15 protein-coding genes and 1 pseudogene are annotated in these 19871 nt (G+C 52.4%); 7 read left to right on the top strand and 9 right to left on the bottom strand.

Annotated features, from left to right (window positions below; translation table 11 throughout):
• Window positions 1–49: 49 nt before the first annotated feature.
• The 3 genes from uraA to HV302_RS06795 form a co-directional block, all read right to left on the bottom strand.
• Window positions 50–1339: a uracil permease gene (uraA, locus tag HV302_RS06805; protein WP_016157119.1), complete on the bottom strand. Its 1290-nt coding sequence runs from the start codon at window positions 1337–1339 to the stop codon at window positions 50–52.
• 95 nt (window positions 1340–1434) lie between these two features.
• Window positions 1435–2061, bottom strand: a complete 627-nt coding sequence (upp, locus tag HV302_RS06800; RefSeq protein ID WP_003835110.1) for a uracil phosphoribosyltransferase — start codon at window positions 2059–2061, stop codon at window positions 1435–1437.
• Between the two features lie 182 nt (window positions 2062–2243).
• A complete protein-coding gene (locus HV302_RS06795) occupies window positions 2244–3674 on the bottom strand; it encodes a 6-phospho-beta-glucosidase (protein ID WP_101700124.1) in 1431 nt (476 codons plus the stop codon).
• A gap of 295 nt (window positions 3675–3969) precedes the next feature.
• Between HV302_RS06795 and purM the strand changes: the two genes are divergently transcribed.
• The 4 genes from purM (at window position 3970) to ppx (ending at window position 9472) form a co-directional block, all read left to right on the top strand.
• Window positions 3970–5007, top strand: a complete 1038-nt coding sequence (gene purM / locus HV302_RS06790; protein WP_016157121.1) for a phosphoribosylformylglycinamidine cyclo-ligase — start codon at window positions 3970–3972, stop codon at window positions 5005–5007.
• Complete coding sequence (gene purN / locus HV302_RS06785) at window positions 5004–5648, top strand: phosphoribosylglycinamide formyltransferase (RefSeq protein ID WP_016153983.1); 645 nt, start codon at window positions 5004–5006, stop codon at window positions 5646–5648. The genes purM and purN overlap by 4 nt, the downstream gene beginning before the upstream one ends.
• Window positions 5649–5859: 211 nt before the next feature.
• Window positions 5860–7926, top strand: coding sequence for a polyphosphate kinase 1 (ppk1, locus tag HV302_RS06780; protein ID WP_181627079.1), 2067 nt, complete (start codon window positions 5860–5862; stop codon window positions 7924–7926).
• Window positions 7927–7930: 4 nt separating this feature from the next.
• The gene (ppx, locus tag HV302_RS06775) at window positions 7931–9472 is read left to right on the top strand and encodes an exopolyphosphatase (protein ID WP_047358231.1); all 1542 of its coding nucleotides are present in this window, start codon (window positions 7931–7933) and stop codon (window positions 9470–9472) included.
• Here ppx and HV302_RS06770 read toward each other — a convergent pair.
• A pseudogene (locus HV302_RS06770) lies at window positions 9452–10540 on the bottom strand (cyclic diguanylate phosphodiesterase); the annotation flags it as partial. The gene ppx and the pseudogene HV302_RS06770 overlap by 21 nt on opposite strands.
• 55 nt (window positions 10541–10595) lie before the next feature.
• Here HV302_RS06770 and HV302_RS06765 point away from each other — a divergent pair.
• Window positions 10596–11293, top strand: a protein-coding gene (locus HV302_RS06765) for an IS1 family transposase (protein WP_223429336.1) whose coding sequence is annotated in 2 segments (ribosomal slippage) — window positions 10596–10845 and window positions 10845–11293 — 699 coding nt in all. Because the reading frame shifts where the segments join, the coding sequence is not laid out codon by codon here.
• A 131-nt stretch (window positions 11294–11424) separates the two neighbouring features.
• Window positions 11425–11628: a YfgG family protein gene (locus tag HV302_RS06760; protein ID WP_047416419.1), complete on the top strand. Its 204-nt coding sequence runs from the start codon at window positions 11425–11427 to the stop codon at window positions 11626–11628.
• Window positions 11629–12183: 555 nt separating this feature from the next.
• Here HV302_RS06760 and guaA read toward each other — a convergent pair.
• Window positions 12184–13761 carry a glutamine-hydrolyzing GMP synthase gene (guaA, locus tag HV302_RS06755; protein WP_016153990.1) on the bottom strand — a complete coding sequence of 526 codons (1578 nt, stop codon included), beginning with the start codon at window positions 13759–13761 and terminating at the stop codon, window positions 12184–12186.
• A 63-nt stretch (window positions 13762–13824) separates the two neighbouring features.
• Window positions 13825–15291, bottom strand: coding sequence for an IMP dehydrogenase (guaB, locus tag HV302_RS06750; protein WP_019077375.1), 1467 nt, complete (start codon window positions 15289–15291; stop codon window positions 13825–13827).
• 160 nt (window positions 15292–15451) lie between these two features.
• Here guaB and xseA point away from each other — a divergent pair, with 160 nt between their 5' ends.
• Entirely contained in the window at window positions 15452–16825 is a 1374-nt protein-coding gene (gene xseA / locus HV302_RS06745) for an exodeoxyribonuclease VII large subunit (RefSeq protein ID WP_016157124.1), read from the top strand.
• On the opposite strand, the gene HV302_RS06740 is transcribed toward xseA, so the two are convergent.
• From HV302_RS06740 to HV302_RS06730, 3 genes are all read right to left on the bottom strand, one after another.
• Complete coding sequence (locus HV302_RS06740; RefSeq protein WP_016157125.1) at window positions 16822–17037, bottom strand: zinc ribbon domain-containing protein; 216 nt, start codon at window positions 17035–17037, stop codon at window positions 16822–16824. The genes xseA and HV302_RS06740 overlap by 4 nt on opposite strands.
• A gap of 51 nt (window positions 17038–17088) precedes the next feature.
• Window positions 17089–18171, bottom strand: coding sequence for a Gfo/Idh/MocA family oxidoreductase (locus HV302_RS06735; RefSeq protein WP_181627078.1), 1083 nt, complete (start codon window positions 18169–18171; stop codon window positions 17089–17091).
• A gap of 63 nt (window positions 18172–18234) precedes the next feature.
• Window positions 18235–19776 carry a peptide MFS transporter gene (locus HV302_RS06730; protein WP_016157127.1) on the bottom strand — a complete coding sequence of 514 codons (1542 nt, stop codon included), beginning with the start codon at window positions 19774–19776 and terminating at the stop codon, window positions 18235–18237.
• Window positions 19777–19871 lie beyond the last annotated feature (95 nt).

The raw sequence follows: 19871 nt of genomic DNA, 5'->3' as shown, positions 1-19871 counted from the left end.
AGAAATACGTCGTGATAGAACCGGGCAGCATCGCCGCCCGGTAAGAGATTTACTGTTGCGGACTGTCGGCATCTTCCGCGTCAAGCACGACTTCTTCCGGACGCAGCAGGCTGATAACTTTGAAAATCAGGCTCAGACAAACGCCAACAATGGTCGCCAGCGCCATGCCTTTCAGCTCAGCGGCGCCAATGTGAACTTTCGCGCCACTCACGCCGATGATCAAAATAACCGAGGTCAGGATCAGGTTTTGCGCTTTGTTGTAGTCAACTTTTGACTCGATCAGTACGCGAATACCGGAAGCACCAATCACGCCGTACAGCAGCAGCGATACGCCACCCATGACCGGCAGTGGAATGATTTGGATCGCCGCCGCCAGCTTGCCCACACAGGAGAGCAGAATGGCAAAAATTGCCGCGCCGCCGATAACCCAGGTACTGTAAACACGAGTAATCGCCATTACGCCAATATTTTCACCGTACGTGGTGTTCGGCGTAGAGCCGAAGAAACCAGAGATAACCGTAGACAGGCCGTTGGCAAACATTGAACGATGCAGGCCAGGATCGCGAATCAAATCTTTTTTCACGATATTCGCCGTTACCACCAGGTGTCCAACGTGTTCAGCGATGACCACCAGCGCCGCCGGCAGGATGGTCAGAATGGCAACCCATTCAAAGCGCGGCGTGTAGAACGTTGGCAGAGCAAACCAGTGGGCCTGCGCAATCGGCGTGGTGTCCACGACCCCCATCACGAAGGAGAGCGCGTAGCCGGCCAGCACCCCAATCAGAATCGGGATAATCGCCATAAAACCGCGGAACAGTACAGAGCCAAATACCGTAACCGCCAGCGTCACCATTGAGATGATGATGGTTTTTGAATCCGGTAATTGCCCCTCTGCTGGCAGTAACCCCGCCATGCCCGCAGCGACGCCAGCCAGCTCCAGACCGATGACGGCAACGATTGCGCCCATCGCCGCAGGAGGGAACATGACATCCAGCCAGCCGGTTCCTGCTTTCTTAACGATGAAAGAAACCAGACAGAACAGAACGCCGCACATAATGAAACCACCCAGCGCCACTTCATACCCTAACGGCAGCAACAGCAGTACCGGGGAAATAAATGCGAAGCTGGAACCCAGATACGCAGGAATTTTACCTTTACAGATAAAGAGATACAGCAATGTACCAATGCCGTTAAACAGCAGAACGGTAGCCGGGTTGATGTGGAACAGGACTGGCACCAGTACCGTTGCGCCAAACATGGCGAACAGGTGCTGCAAACTAAGCGGGATTGTCTGTAAAAGCGGCGGTCTTTCACTCACCCCGATAGCACGGCGCGTCATAGTGTTTTCCTCTGAGTGTTGTTTGTTATTAGCCTTGGGTTGTTATATTCAAAAAAAAGCCGACTCTTAAAGTCGGCTTCTTTTCACTTATTCGTTTACTTGGTACCAAAAATCTTATCGCCGGCATCGCCGAGCCCCGGAATAATGTATCCGTGCTCGTTCAACCCCTGATCGATGGAGGCCGTGTACAGCTCAACATCCGGGTGCGCTTTTTCCAGTGCCGCGATACCTTCCGGTGCCGCAACCAGGACCAGCACTTTAATGCTGGTGCAGCCTGCATTTTTCAGCAGGTCGATGGTGGCGATAACGGAACCGCCGGTTGCCAGCATCGGGTCAACGATCAGCGCCATACGCTCATCGATGTTAGATACCAGCTTCTGGAAGTACGGAACCGGCTCCAGCGTTTCTTCGTTACGGTACATACCAACCACGCTGATACGCGCGCTCGGAACGTTTTCCAGTACGCCTTCCATCATGCCCAGGCCCGCACGCAGGATTGGCACAACGGTGATTTTTTTACCTTTGATTTGGTCAACTTCAACCGGACCATTCCAGCCTTCAATGGTCACCTTTTCGGTTTCCAGACCAGCGGTTGCTTCATAAGTCAGCAGGCTGCCAACTTCCGAGGCGAGTTCACGAAAGCGTTTAGTGCTGATGTCGTTTTCACGCATCAGTCCCAGCTTGTGTTTGACGAGTGGGTGTTTGACTTCCACGATCTTCATACTCTTCTCCTTTCCTCAGACGAGTGGCAACCACAAAAAAATCGCCGGATTATACCGCTTTTCGTCTCTGGCGCAACACTGGATACGCTTGATATGGATCAACCAAAGTCGTTTGCGTCTGGATGATGAGTATAAAACAAGCCCCGCATTATTGGCGGGGCTGGCTGTCAATACTATGAATTTTATAGATATTCAGCATTGGTCTGGATAACGTTTTGATACCATGAAAAAGATTTCTTCGGCGAGCGTGCTAACGTTCCGCTTCCGTCATTATTTTTATCAACATAGATAAAGCCGTAGCGTTTTTTCATCTCCCCCGTCCCGGCTGAGACTAAGTCAATACAACCCCACGGGGTATAACCCATCAGGTCCACACCATCTTCCACTACCGCTTTTTTCATTTCGCTGATATGTGCGGCCATATAGTCAATACGATAGGAATCATCTACCGAGCCGTCGGCCTGCTGCACGTCAATCGCACCAAAGCCGTTTTCGACGATAAACAGCGGCAGTTGGTAATGATCCCAGAACCAGTTCAGCGAATAGCGCAGACCGACGGGATCAATCTGCCAGCCCCAGTCCGATTTCTGCACGTACGGGTTGGAAACCAGACTTTTCGACTCGTCGTAGTCCAGCTGTGGGTTGTCTGCCGTGGCCTGCGTTGCGAAAGACATATAGTAGCTAAAGCCGATGTAATCGACACAACCCTCGGTCAGCGCCTGACGGTCTTCCTCGGTGATATCAAGATCAAAGCCACGCCGGGCAAAGTAGTTGAGAAGATGCTGCGGGTATTTGCCGCGCACATGGACATCGGTAAACCAGTAACGCCGGTGCATGGCGTTCATGGCCATCATCATATCGTCCGGCGCGCAGGTCAGTGGATAGATAGGACACATGGCAATCATGCACCCTATCTGCAATGCCGGGTTAATCTCACGCGCAGCCTTTACCGCCAGCGCGCTTGCCACCAGTTCATAGTGCGCCGCCTGGTACATAACCGGCTCGCGGTCTTCACCGGGCTGGTATTTCAGGCCAGAGTTAGTAAAAGGCGCGAAGTCTTCGTGATAATTTGCCTGGTTGTTAATTTCATTAAACGTCATCCAGTACCTCACTTTGTGCTGGTAACGGGTAAAAACCACTGCGGCAAAACGGACAAAGAAATCGATAAGCTTACGGTTACGCCAGCCGCCATATTCCGTCACCAGATGGTATGGCATCTCGAAATGCGACAACGTAATCACCGGTTCAATGCCATATTTCAGGCATTCGTCAAACAGGTCATCATAGAACTGCAGGCCAGCCTCATTGGGTTGCGCTTCGTCGCCTAAGGGGAAAATACGCGTCCAGGCAATCGAAGTGCGAAAACATTTAAACCCCATTTCGGCAAACAGCTTAATGTCGTCTTTATAGCGGTGATAAAAATCGATGGCGTCGTGGTTAGGGTAGTTTTTACCGGCAATCACACCGTCAGTGATTTCACGCGCCACGCCATGCGCCCCCGCCGTCATGACATCGGCAACGCTAATTCCTTTTCCACCTTCCTGCCAGCCACCTTCCAGTTGATGAGCGGCTACGGCACCACCCCACATGAAATCTGCTTTAAATCCTGACATACCCTTCCCCTCTCGTGATTACTCTGTGCAAAACGCTGTTGATGAGGTCCGCAACAGAAAACAGAAACCGGTTTCAGTACGATACTGTGTATTCAGCTGGCAGGTTTCAAGCACAAGACTGTACCCGGTTTCATTTTCGTGGCGCAGTTCAAACAAATAGATAAATGATTGTAAAATGCTGAAAAAATCAGCACATAAAACTTGATGCAGAGCAGGCTCGCAAACGTTTGCTTTCCCTGTTAGAATTGCGCCGAATTTAACTTTTACTGCAAGTAAACATGTGGGGAAGCAGGCAGTGACCGATAAAACCTCTCTTAGCTACAAAGATGCCGGTGTTGATATTGATGCAGGTAATGCTCTGGTTGATCGAATCAAAGGCGTAGTAAAGAAAACTCGTCGTCCGGAAGTTATGGGTGGTCTGGGTGGCTTCGGTGCGCTGTGCGCATTGCCGCAAAAATATCGTGAACCGGTACTGGTTTCCGGCACTGATGGCGTCGGCACAAAACTGCGTCTGGCGATGGATCTGAAACGCCACGACACTATCGGCATTGACCTCGTCGCAATGTGCGTCAACGACCTCGTGGTTCAGGGCGCTGAGCCGCTGTTTTTCCTCGACTACTATGCTACCGGCAAACTGGATGTGGATACCGCAGCCAGCGTCATTAACGGTATTGCCGAAGGCTGTCTGCAGTCTGGCTGTGCGCTTGTCGGCGGTGAAACGGCTGAAATGCCGGGGATGTACCACGGCGAAGATTACGACGTGGCAGGCTTCTGCGTTGGCGTCGTCGAAAAATCAGAGATCATCGACGGTTCAAAAGTGGCTGACGGCGACGTACTGATTGCACTCGGCTCCAGCGGTCCGCACTCCAACGGCTACTCTCTGGTGCGCAAAATTGTTGAAGTTAGCGGTTGTGACCCGGAAACCACCGAGCTTGAAGGCAAGCCGCTGGCCGATCACTTACTGGCCCCGACCCGCATTTATGTCAAATCCATTCTGGAACTGATTGAGAAGGTTGATGTGCATGCCATTGCCCACCTGACCGGCGGTGGCTTCTGGGAAAATATTCCACGCGTTCTGCCAGACAACACGCAGGCTGTGATCGACGAATCTTCATGGCAGTGGCCAGCCGTCTTCAACTGGCTGCAAACGGCGGGTAACGTCAGCCAGCATGAGATGTATCGCACCTTTAACTGCGGCGTAGGCATGGTTATCGCCCTGCCAGCTTCTGAAGTGGACAACGCCCTTGCTTTGCTCAATGAGAAAGGTGAAAACGCATGGAAAATCGGTATCATCAAAGCTTCTGATTCCGAACAGCGTGTGGTCATTGAATGAAAAACATTGTGGTGCTCATTTCCGGCAACGGAAGCAATTTGCAGGCGATAATGGATGCCTGCGAACAAAATAAAATCAATGGCACCATACGTGCAGTATTCAGTAACAAGGCCGATGCGTTCGGCCTTGAGCGCGCACGCGAAGCGAATATTCCTGCACACTCGCTGGAAGCCGCCCAGTTTGCCAGTCGCGAAGCATTCGACCAGCAACTGATACAAGAGATCGACGCTTATGCCCCCGATGTCGTGGTGCTGGCCGGTTATATGCGCATTCTAAGTCCGGCGTTTGTTGCTCACTATTCTGAACGATTGCTGAATATCCACCCGTCTTTATTGCCGAAGTATCCTGGCCTGCACACGCACCGTCAGGTTCTGGAAAACGGCGATGAAGAGCATGGCACTTCCGTCCATTTCGTCACCGATGAACTGGACGGCGGACCGGTTATTCTCCAGGCCAAAGTTCCGGTATTTGAAGGCGACAGCGAAGATGATGTCACGGCACGAGTCCAGACCCAGGAACATACCATTTACCCGCTGGTGGTAAGCTGGTTTACTGATGGTCGCCTGAAGATGCGTGATAACGCAGCATGGCTGGACGGCGTTCGTCTGCCGCCACAAGGCTACGCCGCCGACGAAGAATAAAATCAACCTGTAAACCGGATCTCACCATCCGGTTTACAGGCATAAATACCTTTTCCGGTTAACATCTCCGGTATTCATCTACGCTCCCCCCTTTCTCTTTGCTATCAGACGGTTTATTGTCATATTTTTCTGGCACTGTTGGACATCTGAGAGCAATGCTCGCCATAATAAATCGGTAGTGTCCCGTGAATGAAACGGAGTAAAAGTTGTAATGGGTCAGGAAAAGCTATACATCGAGAAAGAACTCAGCTGGTTAGCGTTCAACGAACGTGTACTCCAGGAAGCTGCTGATAAGTCAAACCCGTTGATCGAACGGATGCGTTTCTTAGGTATCTATTCCAATAATCTCGACGAGTTTTATAAGGTTCGTTTTGCCGAACTGAAGCGCCGAATCATTATTAGCGAAGAACAGGGTTCAAACTCTCACTCCCGCCATCTGTTAGGCAAAATCCAGGCCCGCGTATTAAAAGCCGATCAGGAATTTGACGGCCTGTACAACGAGTTGCTGCTGGAGATGGCGCGCAACCAGATTTTCCTTATCAATGAACGTCAGTTGTCGGTCAATCAACAGAGCTGGTTACGCCACTACTTCAAACAATATCTTCGCCAGCACATTACACCGATCCTGATCAACCGCGAGACGGATTTAGTTCAGTTTCTGAAAGATGACTACACCTATCTGGCGGTGGAAATTATCCGCGGCGATACGACCCGCTACGCGCTGCTGGAAATCCCTTCCGACAAGGTTCCCCGTTTTGTGAATCTACCGCCGGAAACCCCGCGCCGTCGCAAACCGATGATCCTGCTGGACAACATCTTACGCTACTGCCTTGACGACATTTTCAAAGGGTTCTTTGATTACGATGCGCTGAACGCCTATTCGATGAAAATGACTCGCGACGCCGAATACGATTTGGTGCACGAGATGGAATCGAGCCTGATGGAGCTGATGTCGTCCAGCCTGAAACAGCGTCTGACCGCAGAGCCTGTACGTTTTGTCTATCAGCGCGACATGCCGAATGCGCTGGTCGAGGTACTGCGTGAAAAGCTGACGATTTCTCGCTACGACTCGATTGTTCCCGGCGGGCGTTACCATAACTTCAAAGACTTTATTAATTTCCCCAACGTTGGCAAAGCTAACCTGGTGAACAAACCGCTGCCGCGTTTGCGCCATATCTGGTTCGATAACGAGAAGTTTCGTAACGGCTTTGACGCCGTTCGCGAACGCGACGTGCTGCTATATTATCCGTATCACACTTTTGAGCACGTTCTTGAACTGTTGCGCCAGGCCTCTTTCGATCCGAGCGTGCTGGCGATTAAAATCAACATCTACCGTGTGGCCAAAGACTCGCGCATCATTGATTCGATGATCCATGCTGCGCACAACGGTAAGAAAGTCACCGTGGTGGTGGAGTTGCAGGCTCGCTTTGATGAAGAAGCCAACATTCATTGGGCCAAGCGTCTTACCGAGGCTGGCGTTCACGTCATCTTCTCCGCGCCGGGCCTGAAAATTCACGCCAAATTGTTCCTTATCTCGCGTAAAGAAGGTGATGAAGTTGTGCGCTATGCACATATCGGGACGGGGAACTTCAACGAAAAAACGGCGCGTCTCTATACCGACTACTCGTTACTTACCGCCGACTCACGCATTACCAACGAGGTTCGTCGGGTTTTCAACTTCATCGAGAACCCGTATCGTCCGGTGACGTTCGATTATCTGCTGGTTTCTCCGCAGAACTCGCGCCGTTTGCTGTACGCGATGATTGACAAAGAAATCGCCAACGCGCAGCAAGGACAGCCTTCCGGTATCACGCTTAAACTGAATAACTTGGTCGATAAAGGCCTGGTTGATCGTCTCTATGCGGCCTCAAGCTCAGGCGTGCCAGTCAATTTATTGATTCGCGGTATGTGCTCTTTGATTCCGAATCTGGAAGGCATTAGCGACAATATTCGCGTGATAAGCATAGTTGACCGCTACCTTGAACACGACCGGGTTTATATCTTCGAAAACGGTGGTGACAAGCAGGTATACCTCTCCTCCGCAGACTGGATGACCAGGAATATCGACTATCGCATCGAAGTCGCCACCCCGCTGCTAGACCCGCGTCTTAAGCAACGGGTGCTGGATATTATCGATATCCTGTTCAGCGACACGGTGAAGGCCCGCTTCATCGATAAAGAACTCAGTAATCGCTACGTACCGCGCGGAAACCGCCGTAAGGTTCAGTCACAATTGGCGATATACGACTACATCAAATCACTCGAGCAACCTGACTAACGCTATGCCAATACACGACAAGACTCCACGACCGCAGGAATTTGCTGCGGTCGACCTTGGTTCAAACAGTTTCCATATGGTCATTGCCCGCGTGGTTGATGGCGCAATGCAGATTATCGGGCGACTGAAACAGCGCGTTCATCTGGCGGATGGCCTCGGCGAAGATAACAAGCTGAGCGAAGAGGCAATGGAGCGCGGATTAAGCTGCCTGTCGCTGTTCGCCGAACGTCTGCAGGGCTTTCCCCCATCAAGCGTATGCATCGTGGGAACCCATACTTTGCGTCAGGCGCTAAATGCGACCGATTTTCTCAAGCGAGCAGAAAAAGTTATCCCCTACCCGATTGAGATTATTTCCGGTAATGAAGAAGCCCGACTGATTTTTATGGGCGTGGAGCACACCCAGCCGGAAAAGGGTCGTAAGCTGGTTATTGATATCGGAGGTGGTTCAACAGAACTGGTGATCGGCGAAGATTTCGAGCCCAAACTGGTGGAAAGTCGTCGTATGGGCTGCGTCAGTTTTGCTCAGATGTATTTCCCGGGCGGCGCTATTAGTCGGGAAAACTTCCAGCGTGCGCGCATGGCGGCAGCGCAAAAGCTTGAAACCTTAACCTGGCAGTTTCGTATTCAGGGCTGGAACGTAGCGCTGGGCGCATCGGGCACGATTAAAGCGGCACACGAAGTGCTGCTGGAGATGGGCGAGAAAGATGGTTTTATCACCCCCGAACGCCTGGACAAACTGCGATCCGAAGTGCTAAAGCATGCGTCATTCGATGCGCTCAGCCTGCCGGGGCTGTCTGAAGAACGAAAAGCGGTGTTTGTGCCGGGACTCGCAATTCTGTGCGGCGTTTTTGACGCACTAGCTATCCGCGAACTCCGCCTTTCTGATGGCGCACTACGCGAAGGCGTACTGTATGAGATGGAAGGTCGTTTTCGCCACCAGGACGTTCGCAGCCGTACCGCGAGCAGCCTGGCGAACCAGTACAACATCGACAGCGAACAGGCCCGGCGCGTACTGGAAACGACGATGCAAATGTACGACCAGTGGCATACGCAGCAGCCAAAGCTGGCCAATCCACAACTGGAAGCGTTGCTGCGCTGGGCGGCGATGCTGCATGAGGTTGGGCTGAACATCAACCACAGCGGTTTACATCGCCACTCGGCGTATATCCTCCAAAACAGCGATTTACCGGGTTTCAATCAGGAACAACAGCTGATGATGGCAACCCTGGTTCGATATCATCGCAAAGCGGTGAAACTGGATGATTTGCCCCGCTTTACGCTGTTCAAGAAAAAACAGTTTTTGCCGTTAATTCAGCTGTTGCGCCTGGGCGTGCTGCTGAATAATCAGCGACAAGCGACCACCACGCCACCGACGCTGACCCTAATTACCGACGACAACCACTGGACCTTACGCTTTCCGCATGACTGGTTTAGCCAGAATGCGCTGGTGCTGCTCGATCTGGAAAAAGAGCAGCAATACTGGGAAGCCGTTACCGGCTGGCGTCTCAAAATTGAAGAAGAGAGTTCACCCGATATCGCCGCATAAGCTCTCAGCAGGTGCCAGTTCTTCTGGCACCTGTTCTTCCAGCATTTCATGCAACGCCTGCGGTTTACCAATCAGATACCCCTGCATGTAATCAATCCCCAGCGAAATTACCGCACTGCGTATTTCTTCGCTTTCGACGTACTCCGCGACCACCAGCATTCTTTTCATCCGCGCCAGATGGCAAATAGAGGCCACGATTTGATAGTCGAGGCTATTCGAAACGATGTTGCGAATAAAGCTGCCATCAATTTTCAGAATATCGGCATTCACATTCTTCAGCCGCGCATAGCTGGCATATCCGGTACCAAAATCATCAATTGCAATCTGACAGCCCAATGATTGCAGCTGCATTAACGTTGCCTGCGCCTGTTCCGCATTGGTTAAGGCATTGCTTTCCGTTACTTCAAAAATCAGCTGCCACGGTTCAACTTTGTACTTAATCAGCAGTTGGTTGATGTCATGCGGAAGCCGGGCCCGGCATACCGATGTGGGAGATAAGTTAATAGCAAACCGACGGGCGGGCATTTTTTCCCGATTCTGCGCCATAAACTTCAGCGTATTTTCAATCACCCACAGATCGATGCTGGATGACAATCCAAACTCATGCGCTACCGGTAAGAAGCTGTCAGGACCGATGGTTTCACCATCATCCCCCTCGAGCCGCAGCAGAATTTCGTGATAAACATCACCGCGCACGCCTGAAATCGGCTGCGCCATCAGGAAAAAGCGATGGTGCTCCAGCGCCAGCTGCAGACGATTCATCATCGCAACCTTATCTTTCAGGTCACGTTGCAGGTGCATCACGCCTCGGCGCTGCAAATTCTCTGGCGCATTGGTCGCCAGAGAAAGCTCGGCGATGGTGCTTAACTCCCCCAGTAACAAGTAGATGTGATTAACAGGAGAACGGACATAGCAAAAACTAATCCCCACCTGCGGCTGTAAAGGCATGCCATCCCAGATAAAACGAAACTGCTTGATATGCCTGTCCAGCGCTTCAATACGCTCCTGATGCGACTCGGTGTTAAAACGCAGAACTAAATCATTACCCGATAACTGATAGACATGCTCGGTGATGCTGCCAACTTACTGATTTAGTGTATGATGGTGTTTTTGAGGTGCTCCAGTGGCTTCTGTTTCTATCAGCTGTCCCTCCTGTTCAGCTACTGACGGGGTGGTGCGTAACGGCAAAAGCACTGCCGGACATCAGCGCTATCTCTGCTCTCACTGCCGTAAAACATGGCAACTGCAGTTCACTTACACCGCTTCTCAACCCGGTACGCACCAGAAAATCATTGATATGGCCATGAATGGCGTTGGATGCCGGGCAACCGCCCGCATTATGGGCGTTGGCCTCAACACGATTTTACGTCACTTAAAAAACTCAGGCCGCAGTCGGTAACCTCGCGCATACAGCCGGGCAGTGACGTCATCGTCTGCGCGGAAATGGACGAACAGTGGGGCTACGTCGGTGCTAAATCACGTCAGCGCTGGCTGTTTTACGCGTATGACAGGATACGGAGGACGGTTGTGGCGCACGTCTTCGGTGAACGCACTCTGGCCACACTGGAGCGTCTTCTGAGCCTGCTGTCGGCCTTTGAGGTCGTGGTATGGATGACGGATGGCTGGCCGCTGTATGAATCCCGCCTGAAGGGAAAGCTGCACGTAATCAGCAAGCGTTACACTCAGCGCATTGAGCGACATAACCTGAATCTGAGACAACATCTGGCAAGGCTGGGACGGAAGTCACTGTCGTTCTCAAAATCGGTGGAGCTGCATGACAAGGTCATCGGGCATTATCTGAACATAAAACACTATCAGTAAGTTGGAGTCATTACCACATAAATAGATAAAACAACTGAAGCAATTTTACATAACGAAAAATTGACCATTTCCTCACAGTATGCCTTAATGTGACTATCGCCCTCAGTTGGGTACACTACAAGGAACCTTTTGTGAGCCAGGTTACCAGCCTACGCAAACGACACCGATTTAACAGTCGCATGATCCGGATCGTACTGCTTATCAGCTTTCTTTTCTTCTTCGGACGCTTCGTCTACTCCGCCATAGGTGCGTGGCACCACCACCAGAACAAAAAAGAATCTCAGCAGATCACCCTGCCGCAACAGGCATCTCCTGCACAAACTGACGTACGCTGATCGCTCGCGCCGAGGATCCCCCCAGCATTAAGATTCCTTACCGGATGGCTAATCGCCTGACATTTAACCATCCGGTAAGGGATTTGAGTGATGAAACTTCCCGCAGTCTTACCCGCCCACACGTGCTGATATATCGTATAATTAACCGTGTTTTTCGCACAAATACACCATCTTTTAATCCCACTTCACCGCGCCATTCGCGCTGATTTTTTACGTTCCAGAGTACTGGATATAAAAAAGATACACTGCGCTCAAATAGACGCTAATTAATATCGCCAGAAAATATCACCGGCTAAAACATTCATATTTAGCATAAATTTAAATGCTTATCTGAATTGTTACCGTTATTAAATTCTACAGGGTAATACCCTGAGTATTTTTCATTATTTCCGTAAATAAGAAGCGGTGTTGAATGGAGCGCAGACGTTAAGTGTGTGATTAACCCTACTATCGAGCAGGACTGTCGCATCGATAAAATTCGCGCAATAAAAAGCCCTCTATAAACAGAGGGCTTTTACATACTACCGGTTCAGAAACCGCTAAACGGGAGGAATATTATTCCCACTCAATCGTAGCTGGCGGCTTACCGCTGATGTCATACACCACGCGGGAAATACCGTTAACTTCGTTGATAATGCGGTTAGAGACGCGGCCTAAGAAGTCATACGGCAGGTGCGCCCAGTGCGCGGTCATAAAGTCGATGGTTTCAACAGCACGCAGGGAAACAACCCAGTCGTACTTACGGCCATCGCCCATGACGCCAACGGAACGTACCGGCAGGAACACGGTGAACGCCTGGCTCACTTTGTTGTACAGGTCAGCGTTGTGCAGTTCCTCAATGAAGATAGCATCCGCACGGCGCAGCAGGTCGCAGTACTCTTTCTTCACTTCGCCCAGCACGCGTACGCCCAGACCCGGACCCGGGAATGGGTGACGGTACAGCATGTCGTACGGCAGACCAAGCTCCAGACCAATCTTACGCACTTCGTCTTTGAACAGCTCACGCAGCGGTTCAACCAGACCCATCTTCATCTCTTTCGGCAAACCGCCCACGTTGTGGTGAGATTTGATGACGTGCGCTTTACCAGTGGCAGAAGCCGCGGATTCGATCACGTCCGGATAGATGGTTCCCTGCGCCAGCCACTTAACGTCTTCCAGCTTCAGCGCTTCTTCGTCGAAGACTTCCACGAACACGCGGCCGATGATTTTACGTTTAGCTTCCGGATCGTTCTCGCCTTTCAGCGCGTCCAGGAAACGCTTTTCACCTTCAACATGAATGATGTTCAGGCCGAAATGGTCGCCGAACATATCCATCACCTGCTGAGCTTCGTTGAGACGCAGCAGACCGTTGTCGACGAACACACAGGTCAGGTTTTTGCCAATTGCACGGTGCAGCAGCATCGCGGTGACGGAGGAGTCAACGCCGCCGGAGAGGCCGAGGATCACTTTATCAGTGCCAACCTGCTCACGAATGCGGGCAACGGCGTCATCGATAATTTTTGCCGGGGTCCACAGCGCTTCACACTGGCAGATGTCGCGCACAAAACGCTCCAGCATGCGCATCCCCTGACGGGTGTGGGTAACTTCCGGATGGAACTGCACACCGTAGAAACGTTTTTCCTCGTGCGCCATGATGGCAAACGGGCAGTTGTCGGTGCTGGCAACGGTCACGAAACCTTCCGGAATAGCGGTCACTTTGTCGCCGTGGCTCATCCACACGTCCAGCAGTGGTTTGCCGTCTGCGGTCAGAGAGTCTTCAATACCGCGGATCAGCGCGCTGTCGGTCTGAACTTCAACCTGCGCATAGCCGAATTCACGTTCGTTAGAACCTTCAACATGACCACCGAGCTGCATTGCCATAGTCTGCATGCCGTAGCACACGCCGAACACAGGCACGCCCGCAGTGAAAACGTATTCCGGCGCACGCGGGCTGTTTTCTTCAGTGGTGCTTTCCGGACCACCGGAAAGAATGATACCGCTTGGGTTGAATTCGCGAATTTGTGCTTCCGTAACATCCCACGCCCACAGTTCACAATAGACGCCCAGTTCACGTACGCGACGAGCAACCAGCTGAGTGTACTGAGATCCGAAATCAAGGATGAGAATGCGATGTTTATGAATATTGTCTGTCATTGACGCTAATTCCGAGGCAAGTGAAACAAATTCGCCCGGCATATAGCCGGGCGCGGAAACTTATCAGGAGCCCATGCGGTAGTTAGGGGACTCTTTGGTGATGGTCACATCGTGGACGTGACTTTCCTGAATACCCGCACCGCTGATACGTACAAACTCTGCTTTTGTTCGCAGCGCGTCGATAGTACCACAGCCGGTCAGACCCATACAGGAGCGCAGGCCACCCATCTGCTGGTGAATGATCTCTTTCAGGCGACCTTTATACGCAACGCGACCTTCGATACCTTCCGGGACCAGTTTGTCAGCGGCGTTATCGCTTTGGAAATAACGGTCGGAAGAACCTTTGGACATCGCGCCCAAAGAGCCCATACCACGGTATGATTTGTAAGAACGGCCCTGATACAGTTCGATTTCGCCCGGAGATTCTTCAGTCCCCGCCAGCATAGAGCCAACCATCACTGCAGAAGCACCCGCAGCGATCGCTTTTGCGATGTCGCCGGAAAAACGAATACCGCCATCGGCAATAACCGGGATACCAGTGCCTTCCAGCGCTTCAACAGCGTCAGAAACGGCGGTGATCTGCGGTACACCGACGCCGGTAACGATACGGGTAGTACAGATGGAGCCTGGGCCGATACCGACTTTAACAGCGCTGCAGCCGGCTTCCGCCAGCGCGCGAGCGCCTGCACCAGTCGCAACGTTCCCCCCGATGATCTGCAGATCCGGGTATTTAGCACGAGTTTCACGGATACGCTGCAGTACGCCTTCTGAGTGACCGTGAGAGGAGTCAATCAGCAGAACATCAACGCCAGCGGCAACCAGCGCGTCAACACGCTCTTCGTTACCCGCACCTGCGCCTACAGCAGCCCCAACGCGCAGACGACCATGCTCGTCTTTACAGGCGTTAGGTTTACGTTCCGCTTTCTGGAAATCTTTAACGGTGATCATGCCGAGCAGATGGAAGCTGTCGTCAACAACCAGCGCTTTCTCGACGCGTTTTTCGTGCATTTTGGCAAAGACAACATCGCGTGCTTCGCCTTCACGAACGGTCACCAGACGCTCTTTCGGCGTCATGTAGACGCTAACCGGCTGATTCAGATCAGTCACAAACCGTACGTCACGACCGGTGATGATGCCGACCAGTTCGTTATCTTCAGTCACTACCGGGTAGCCTGCGAAACCGTTACGCTCGGTCAGTTCTTTTACTTCGCGCAGAGTGGTGGTTGGCAGTACGGTTTGTGGGTCGGTCACGACGCCAGATTCATGTTTCTTCACGCGACGAACTTCTTCCGCCTGGCGCTCAATAGACATGTTTTTGTGGATAAAACCGATGCCGCCTTCCTGAGCCAGGGCAATTGCCAGGCGCGCTTCCGTCACGGTGTCCATTGCTGCGGAGAGCATAGGAATGTTCAGGCGAATGGTTTTCGTCAACTGGGTGCTGAGATCAGCAGTATTCGGCAGAACAGTAGAATGAGCGGGAACGAGGAGGACGTCGTCAAACGTCAGGGCTTCTTTTGCGATACGTAGCATGGGCAATATCTCACCTGGGAGGTTATTAAATATTGCCGCGGCATTATACAGAGCGTAACCGATTGCATCCACACTTTTTTGCAAAAAAACCTTGCGCTCCTCTGTGAGCATGTTACTTTCGACTGAATAACTTGCTGATTTAGAATTTGATCCCGCTCACATGTTATCCTCTCAGACCACCTCAATTTTTACCGTAAGCCGCCTGAATCAGACGGTTCGTTTGCTGCTTGAGCAGGAAATGGGACAAGTGTGGATCAGCGGTGAAATTTCGAATTTCACGCAGCCGTCCTCCGGTCACTGGTATTTCACGCTCAAAGATGACACCGCTCAGGTACGCTGCGCGATGTTTCGCAACAGCAATCGCCGGGTAACGTTCCGACCACAGCACGGTCAGCAGGTACTGGTACGCGCCAACATTACATTGTACGAGCCGCGCGGCGACTATCAGATAATTGTTGAGAGCATGCAGCCAGCGGGCGAAGGTTTGCTGCAGCAAAAATATGAGCAACTCAAGGCCAAACTGCAGGGTGAAGGGCTATTCGATCAGCAGTTCAAAAAAACGCTGCCCTCACCGGCCCACTGCGTCGGGGTAATCACCTCTAAAACCGGCGCCGCGCTGCACGATATTCTCCACGTCCTGAAGCGTCGCGACCCTTCCCTGCCCGTTATTATCTACCCGACCGCAGTCCAGGGCGATGATGCGCCAGGGCAGATCGTTCGGGCCATTGAACTGGCGAACGCGCGGGGCGAGTGCGATGTGCTGATCGTCGGGCGCGGCGGCGGCTCGCTGGAAGATTTGTGGAGTTTTAACGACGAACGTGTTGCACGGGCGATCTTTGCCAGCCGCATTCCAGTCGTCAGCGCCGTCGGCCATGAAACCGATGTCACTATTGCCGATTTTATTGCAGATTTACGGGCACCTACGCCGTCGGCGGCGGCAGAAATTGTCAGCCGTAATCAGCTTGAACTGCTGCGTCAAATACAGCATGGTCAGCAACGTCTGGAGATGGCGATGGACTACTACCTCGCCAATCGTACTCGTCGATTTACCCAGCTTCATCACCGCTTGCAACAGCAGCATCCGCAACTGCGTCTGGCCCGTCAGCAGACCGTGCTGGAACGACTGCGTCAGAGAATGAACTTCGCACTTGAGAATAAGATTAAACAGGCAAATCAGCGTCAGCAGCGCATGCTGCAGCGTCTGAATCAGCAAAACCCGCAGCCGCGTATTTACCGTGCGCAAACACGCATTCAGCAACTGGAATACCGCCTGGCGGAAAATATCCGTGCGCGTTTAAGCGAACAGCGCGAGCGTTTTGGCAACGCGGTTACCCATCTTGAGGCAGTCAGCCCACTGGCCACGCTGGCCCGCGGTTATAGCGTGACGACCGCAAAAGAGGGTGAAGTGCTGAAACAGACTAAACAGGTTACAGCAGGTGATGTGCTCACCACCCGCCTGTCTGACGGATGGGTGGAAAGCGAAGTGAGAGCTGTCACGAAGACAAAGAAAACACGCAGGAAAAAACAGGATTAAAGCGGCACAAACGCCACGCGTTTCTTCGAGATAAGGCCATGACCGTTCTGGCAGAAATAATCCACCGCGCCACAGGCTTTAAGCACCTGCAGCGGCTGATTGCACTCCGGGCAGTGCGCTTCTAACTGAATATCTTTATTACAGTTATCACAGTGCGCCATACCGTTTTGCGGCTCCAGCTCTGCATGACAATCCGGGCAAATAATAGACATAGCGACTCCAGTACAGGGATCCATTACTGCGCTGAGTTTAACACGATGCGTTTAATGCCGCCCGCGTAACTGCTGCTGTAACGTTAACAGGCGCTCCACTTCCTCCAGCCTGCGCTGCGTCGTGCGGCTCACTTCCTGTGGGCTGCGTTTAAACAGACTTTGCGCGCCCAGAATATGCTCCGCCAGACAATGGGCATATACGCTACCAGGCAGACTCCAGCGTTGTACAACATCACCGTCAATCAATTCGAGCACATCCTCGACACCACGGCGATCATGGCTAATGACACGACCATCGCCCAGACAAAGGCGCAGGCCTTTTTGTCCGCCAGCCGGCCCCGCGTATTTATTCAGCCAGATGTCCAGCGGAATGCCGCTAATCTGTCCCTGCAGATGCGCCTCTCCTTCTGCTGTGGTCAGGTCGCCCTCTACAATATTTCGTCCCAGACGGTCTTTAGCGCTTTTCACCTGCAAGGTCATACTGTCATTACCGCCCAGGTAACGCACTGTTTCACGCAGCATTGCCAGTACATGTGTGCCAATGTCCAGAATCACACCGTCCGGATGACGAAGCTCACGGGTATCCGGCTCACCGGTGGCAAAGTTTAGCGCAATAGGTTCTCCAACAGCGTTAAACCCGCTCGGTTCCTGCAAAAAACCGTCGATTTTAACAATGTGTGAAAAGTGAGAGACAAGTGCCTGTTGTGGATTATCGCCCTGCCACTGCGCTCCGAGTTTGCCCAACGCCAGCTGCATTGCGCCATTGCGTGCCATCCAATGGTCGAGTGCCAGCACGCGGTTGGCAGCATCCGGTTGAGCCAGCAGCGTTTTCAGTTTTTCAATTTGGGAAAGCGTGGCGACAATAGGCTTTTCGACCACGATACGAGCGATGGGAGCCGTCAGCGCCTGTTCAAGCACATCAAGGTGATGCAGGGATGCGGTGGTAATAAACAGGGTATCAAGCGGCATTGCAAGAAGTTCAGCGAGCGACGCACAGCGTGTCACATCTGCGGGCTGCTTTGCGGGTTGAACATCAAATCCCACACAGCGTAGTGCATCACCGAACATATTACGTAATGCGGGCAAGTATGCCGTTTCAACGACTGCACCAAGCCCAACAAATCCTAACAGCATGCTCTTACCTCGTTAATTGAATAGCCGGGACATAACGTCTGCCCCGGCACAATCGAGGTGTTATCAGGCGCTAGTTGCCGGTTTAGTTTGCGTATTCTCCAGCATGCGACGAATCGGAACAATGAGGATGATCAGTACCGCAGCGCAGATCAGCAGCGCAATCGAGCAGCGTGCGAAGAGATCCGGCAGCATATCCAGTTGGTCAGCCTTCACATGACCGCCAATCAAACCTGCGGCCAGGTTGCCCAGCGCACTGGCGCAGAACCACAGGCCCATCATCTGCCCGCGCATTCTTTCCGGCGCCAGCAGCGTCATTGTCGCCAGACCGATCGGACTCAGGCACAGCTCGCCAAGCGTCAGCATCAGGATACTGCCCACCAGCCAGAATGGAGAAACGCCTGCCCCGCCGTTACTGAGAACGTTTTGCGCCGCCAGCATCATCAGACCGAAGCCTGCCGCCGCAAAGAGGATACCGATAACAAACTTGGTGATGCTACTCGGGCGAATATTCATGCTTGCCAGCTTCGGCCATGCCCAACTGAATACCGGTGCCAGCAGGATAATAAACAGCGCGTTTATCGACTGGAACCAGACCGCCGGGATTTCAAAATCACCGATCATACGGTTAGTGTAGTCGTTAGCGAACAGGTTGAACGAGGTTGGCTTCTGCTCAAACGCGGACCAGAAGAACGCGGCGGAAACCAGCAGGATAAAGCAGACCAGCAGTCTGGCACGCTCTTTACGGTTCAGACCGGCAAAGATGAACAGGTAGATAAAGTAGAGCGCAACGGAGGCTGCAATCACGTACACCAGCATGCTGGCAACCGCGACCGGATTAATTACAATCACGCCCTGCGCTATCAGCGTAACGATAACCGCCGCACCGACGGCCAGCGCCAGCAGCCACGCGCCCACGCCGTTACGTTTCACTACCGGGCTATTCCAGGTGGAGTCGAGCCCCACTTCGCTGTCGTAGCGTTTCATCGATGGAACAGCAAATACACGGAAAATGATCAACGCCACCAACATCCCGATACCACCGATGCCAAAGCCCCAGTGCCAGCCGTGGGTTTTAATCAGCCAGCCGGAAATCAGCGGCGCGATAAACGACCCCATGTTGATGCCCATGTAGAACAGCGAGAAGCCGCCGTCGCGACGCGCATCGCCTTTTTTGTACAGCGTGCCAACCATGACCGAAATACAGGTCTTAAACAGACCGGAGCCGAGCACGATAAACATCAGACCAATAAAGAACAGGTTGTTCCCCATAATGGCGGAGAGCGCAATTGACAGATGGCCGAGGGCAATAAGGATGGAACCGTACCACACCGCTTTCTGTTGGCCGAGCCAGTTATCCGCCAGCCAGCCACCCGGCAGCGCAGCGAGGTACATCGTACCGGCAAAGATACCCACAATCGCCGAGGCATTTTCACGTGCCAGCCCCATGCCGCCGTCATAAACGGTAGCAGCCATAAACAGGATCAGTAACGGGCGAATGCCATAAAACGAGAAGCGCTCCCACATCTCTGTGAAGAACAGCGAGCCGAGCGGATAAGGATGGCCGAAGAAAGTTCGGCTTTCTTTTTGATTAACAGAGGATTGCATAATTCTCCCGAAAGTTATGTCGTCGTGTGTGTAAACACCGCGATGTACGCCAGCCAGTTACGTATCTGACCGATTTTTTACATGCGGCGAAAATT

Origin of the sequence: Citrobacter sp. RHBSTW-00859 (assembly GCF_013729795.1) — a bacterium.
Lineage (GTDB): Bacteria > Pseudomonadota > Gammaproteobacteria > Enterobacterales > Enterobacteriaceae > Citrobacter > Citrobacter braakii.
This window is presented reverse-complemented; position numbering and strand designations above follow the sequence as displayed.

What these genes read in the sequence shown, in the direction of transcription:
- uraA (WP_016157119.1), bottom strand. Translation starts at nt 1,339, where the DNA reads ATGACGCGCCGTGCTATCGGGGTGAGTGAAAGACCGCCGCTTTTACAG.
- upp (WP_003835110.1), bottom strand. Translation starts at nt 2,061, where the DNA reads ATGAAGATCGTGGAAGTCAAACACCCACTCGTCAAACACAAGCTGGGA.
- HV302_RS06795 (WP_101700124.1), bottom strand. Translation starts at nt 3,674, where the DNA reads ATGTCAGGATTTAAAGCAGATTTCATGTGGGGTGGTGCCGTAGCCGCT.
- purN (WP_016153983.1), top strand. Translation starts at nt 5,004, where the DNA reads ATGAAAAACATTGTGGTGCTCATTTCCGGCAACGGAAGCAATTTGCAG.
- ppk1 (WP_181627079.1), top strand. Translation starts at nt 5,860, where the DNA reads ATGGGTCAGGAAAAGCTATACATCGAGAAAGAACTCAGCTGGTTAGCG.
- ppx (WP_047358231.1), top strand. Translation starts at nt 7,931, where the DNA reads ATGCCAATACACGACAAGACTCCACGACCGCAGGAATTTGCTGCGGTC.
- guaA (WP_016153990.1), bottom strand. Translation starts at nt 13,761, where the DNA reads ATGACAGACAATATTCATAAACATCGCATTCTCATCCTTGATTTCGGA.
- guaB (WP_019077375.1), bottom strand. Translation starts at nt 15,291, where the DNA reads ATGCTACGTATCGCAAAAGAAGCCCTGACGTTTGACGACGTCCTCCTC.
- xseA (WP_016157124.1), top strand. Translation starts at nt 15,452, where the DNA reads ATGTTATCCTCTCAGACCACCTCAATTTTTACCGTAAGCCGCCTGAAT.
- HV302_RS06740 (WP_016157125.1), bottom strand. Translation starts at nt 17,037, where the DNA reads ATGTCTATTATTTGCCCGGATTGTCATGCAGAGCTGGAGCCGCAAAAC.
- HV302_RS06735 (WP_181627078.1), bottom strand. Translation starts at nt 18,171, where the DNA reads ATGCTGTTAGGATTTGTTGGGCTTGGTGCAGTCGTTGAAACGGCATAC.
- HV302_RS06730 (WP_016157127.1), bottom strand. Translation starts at nt 19,776, where the DNA reads ATGCAATCCTCTGTTAATCAAAAAGAAAGCCGAACTTTCTTCGGCCAT.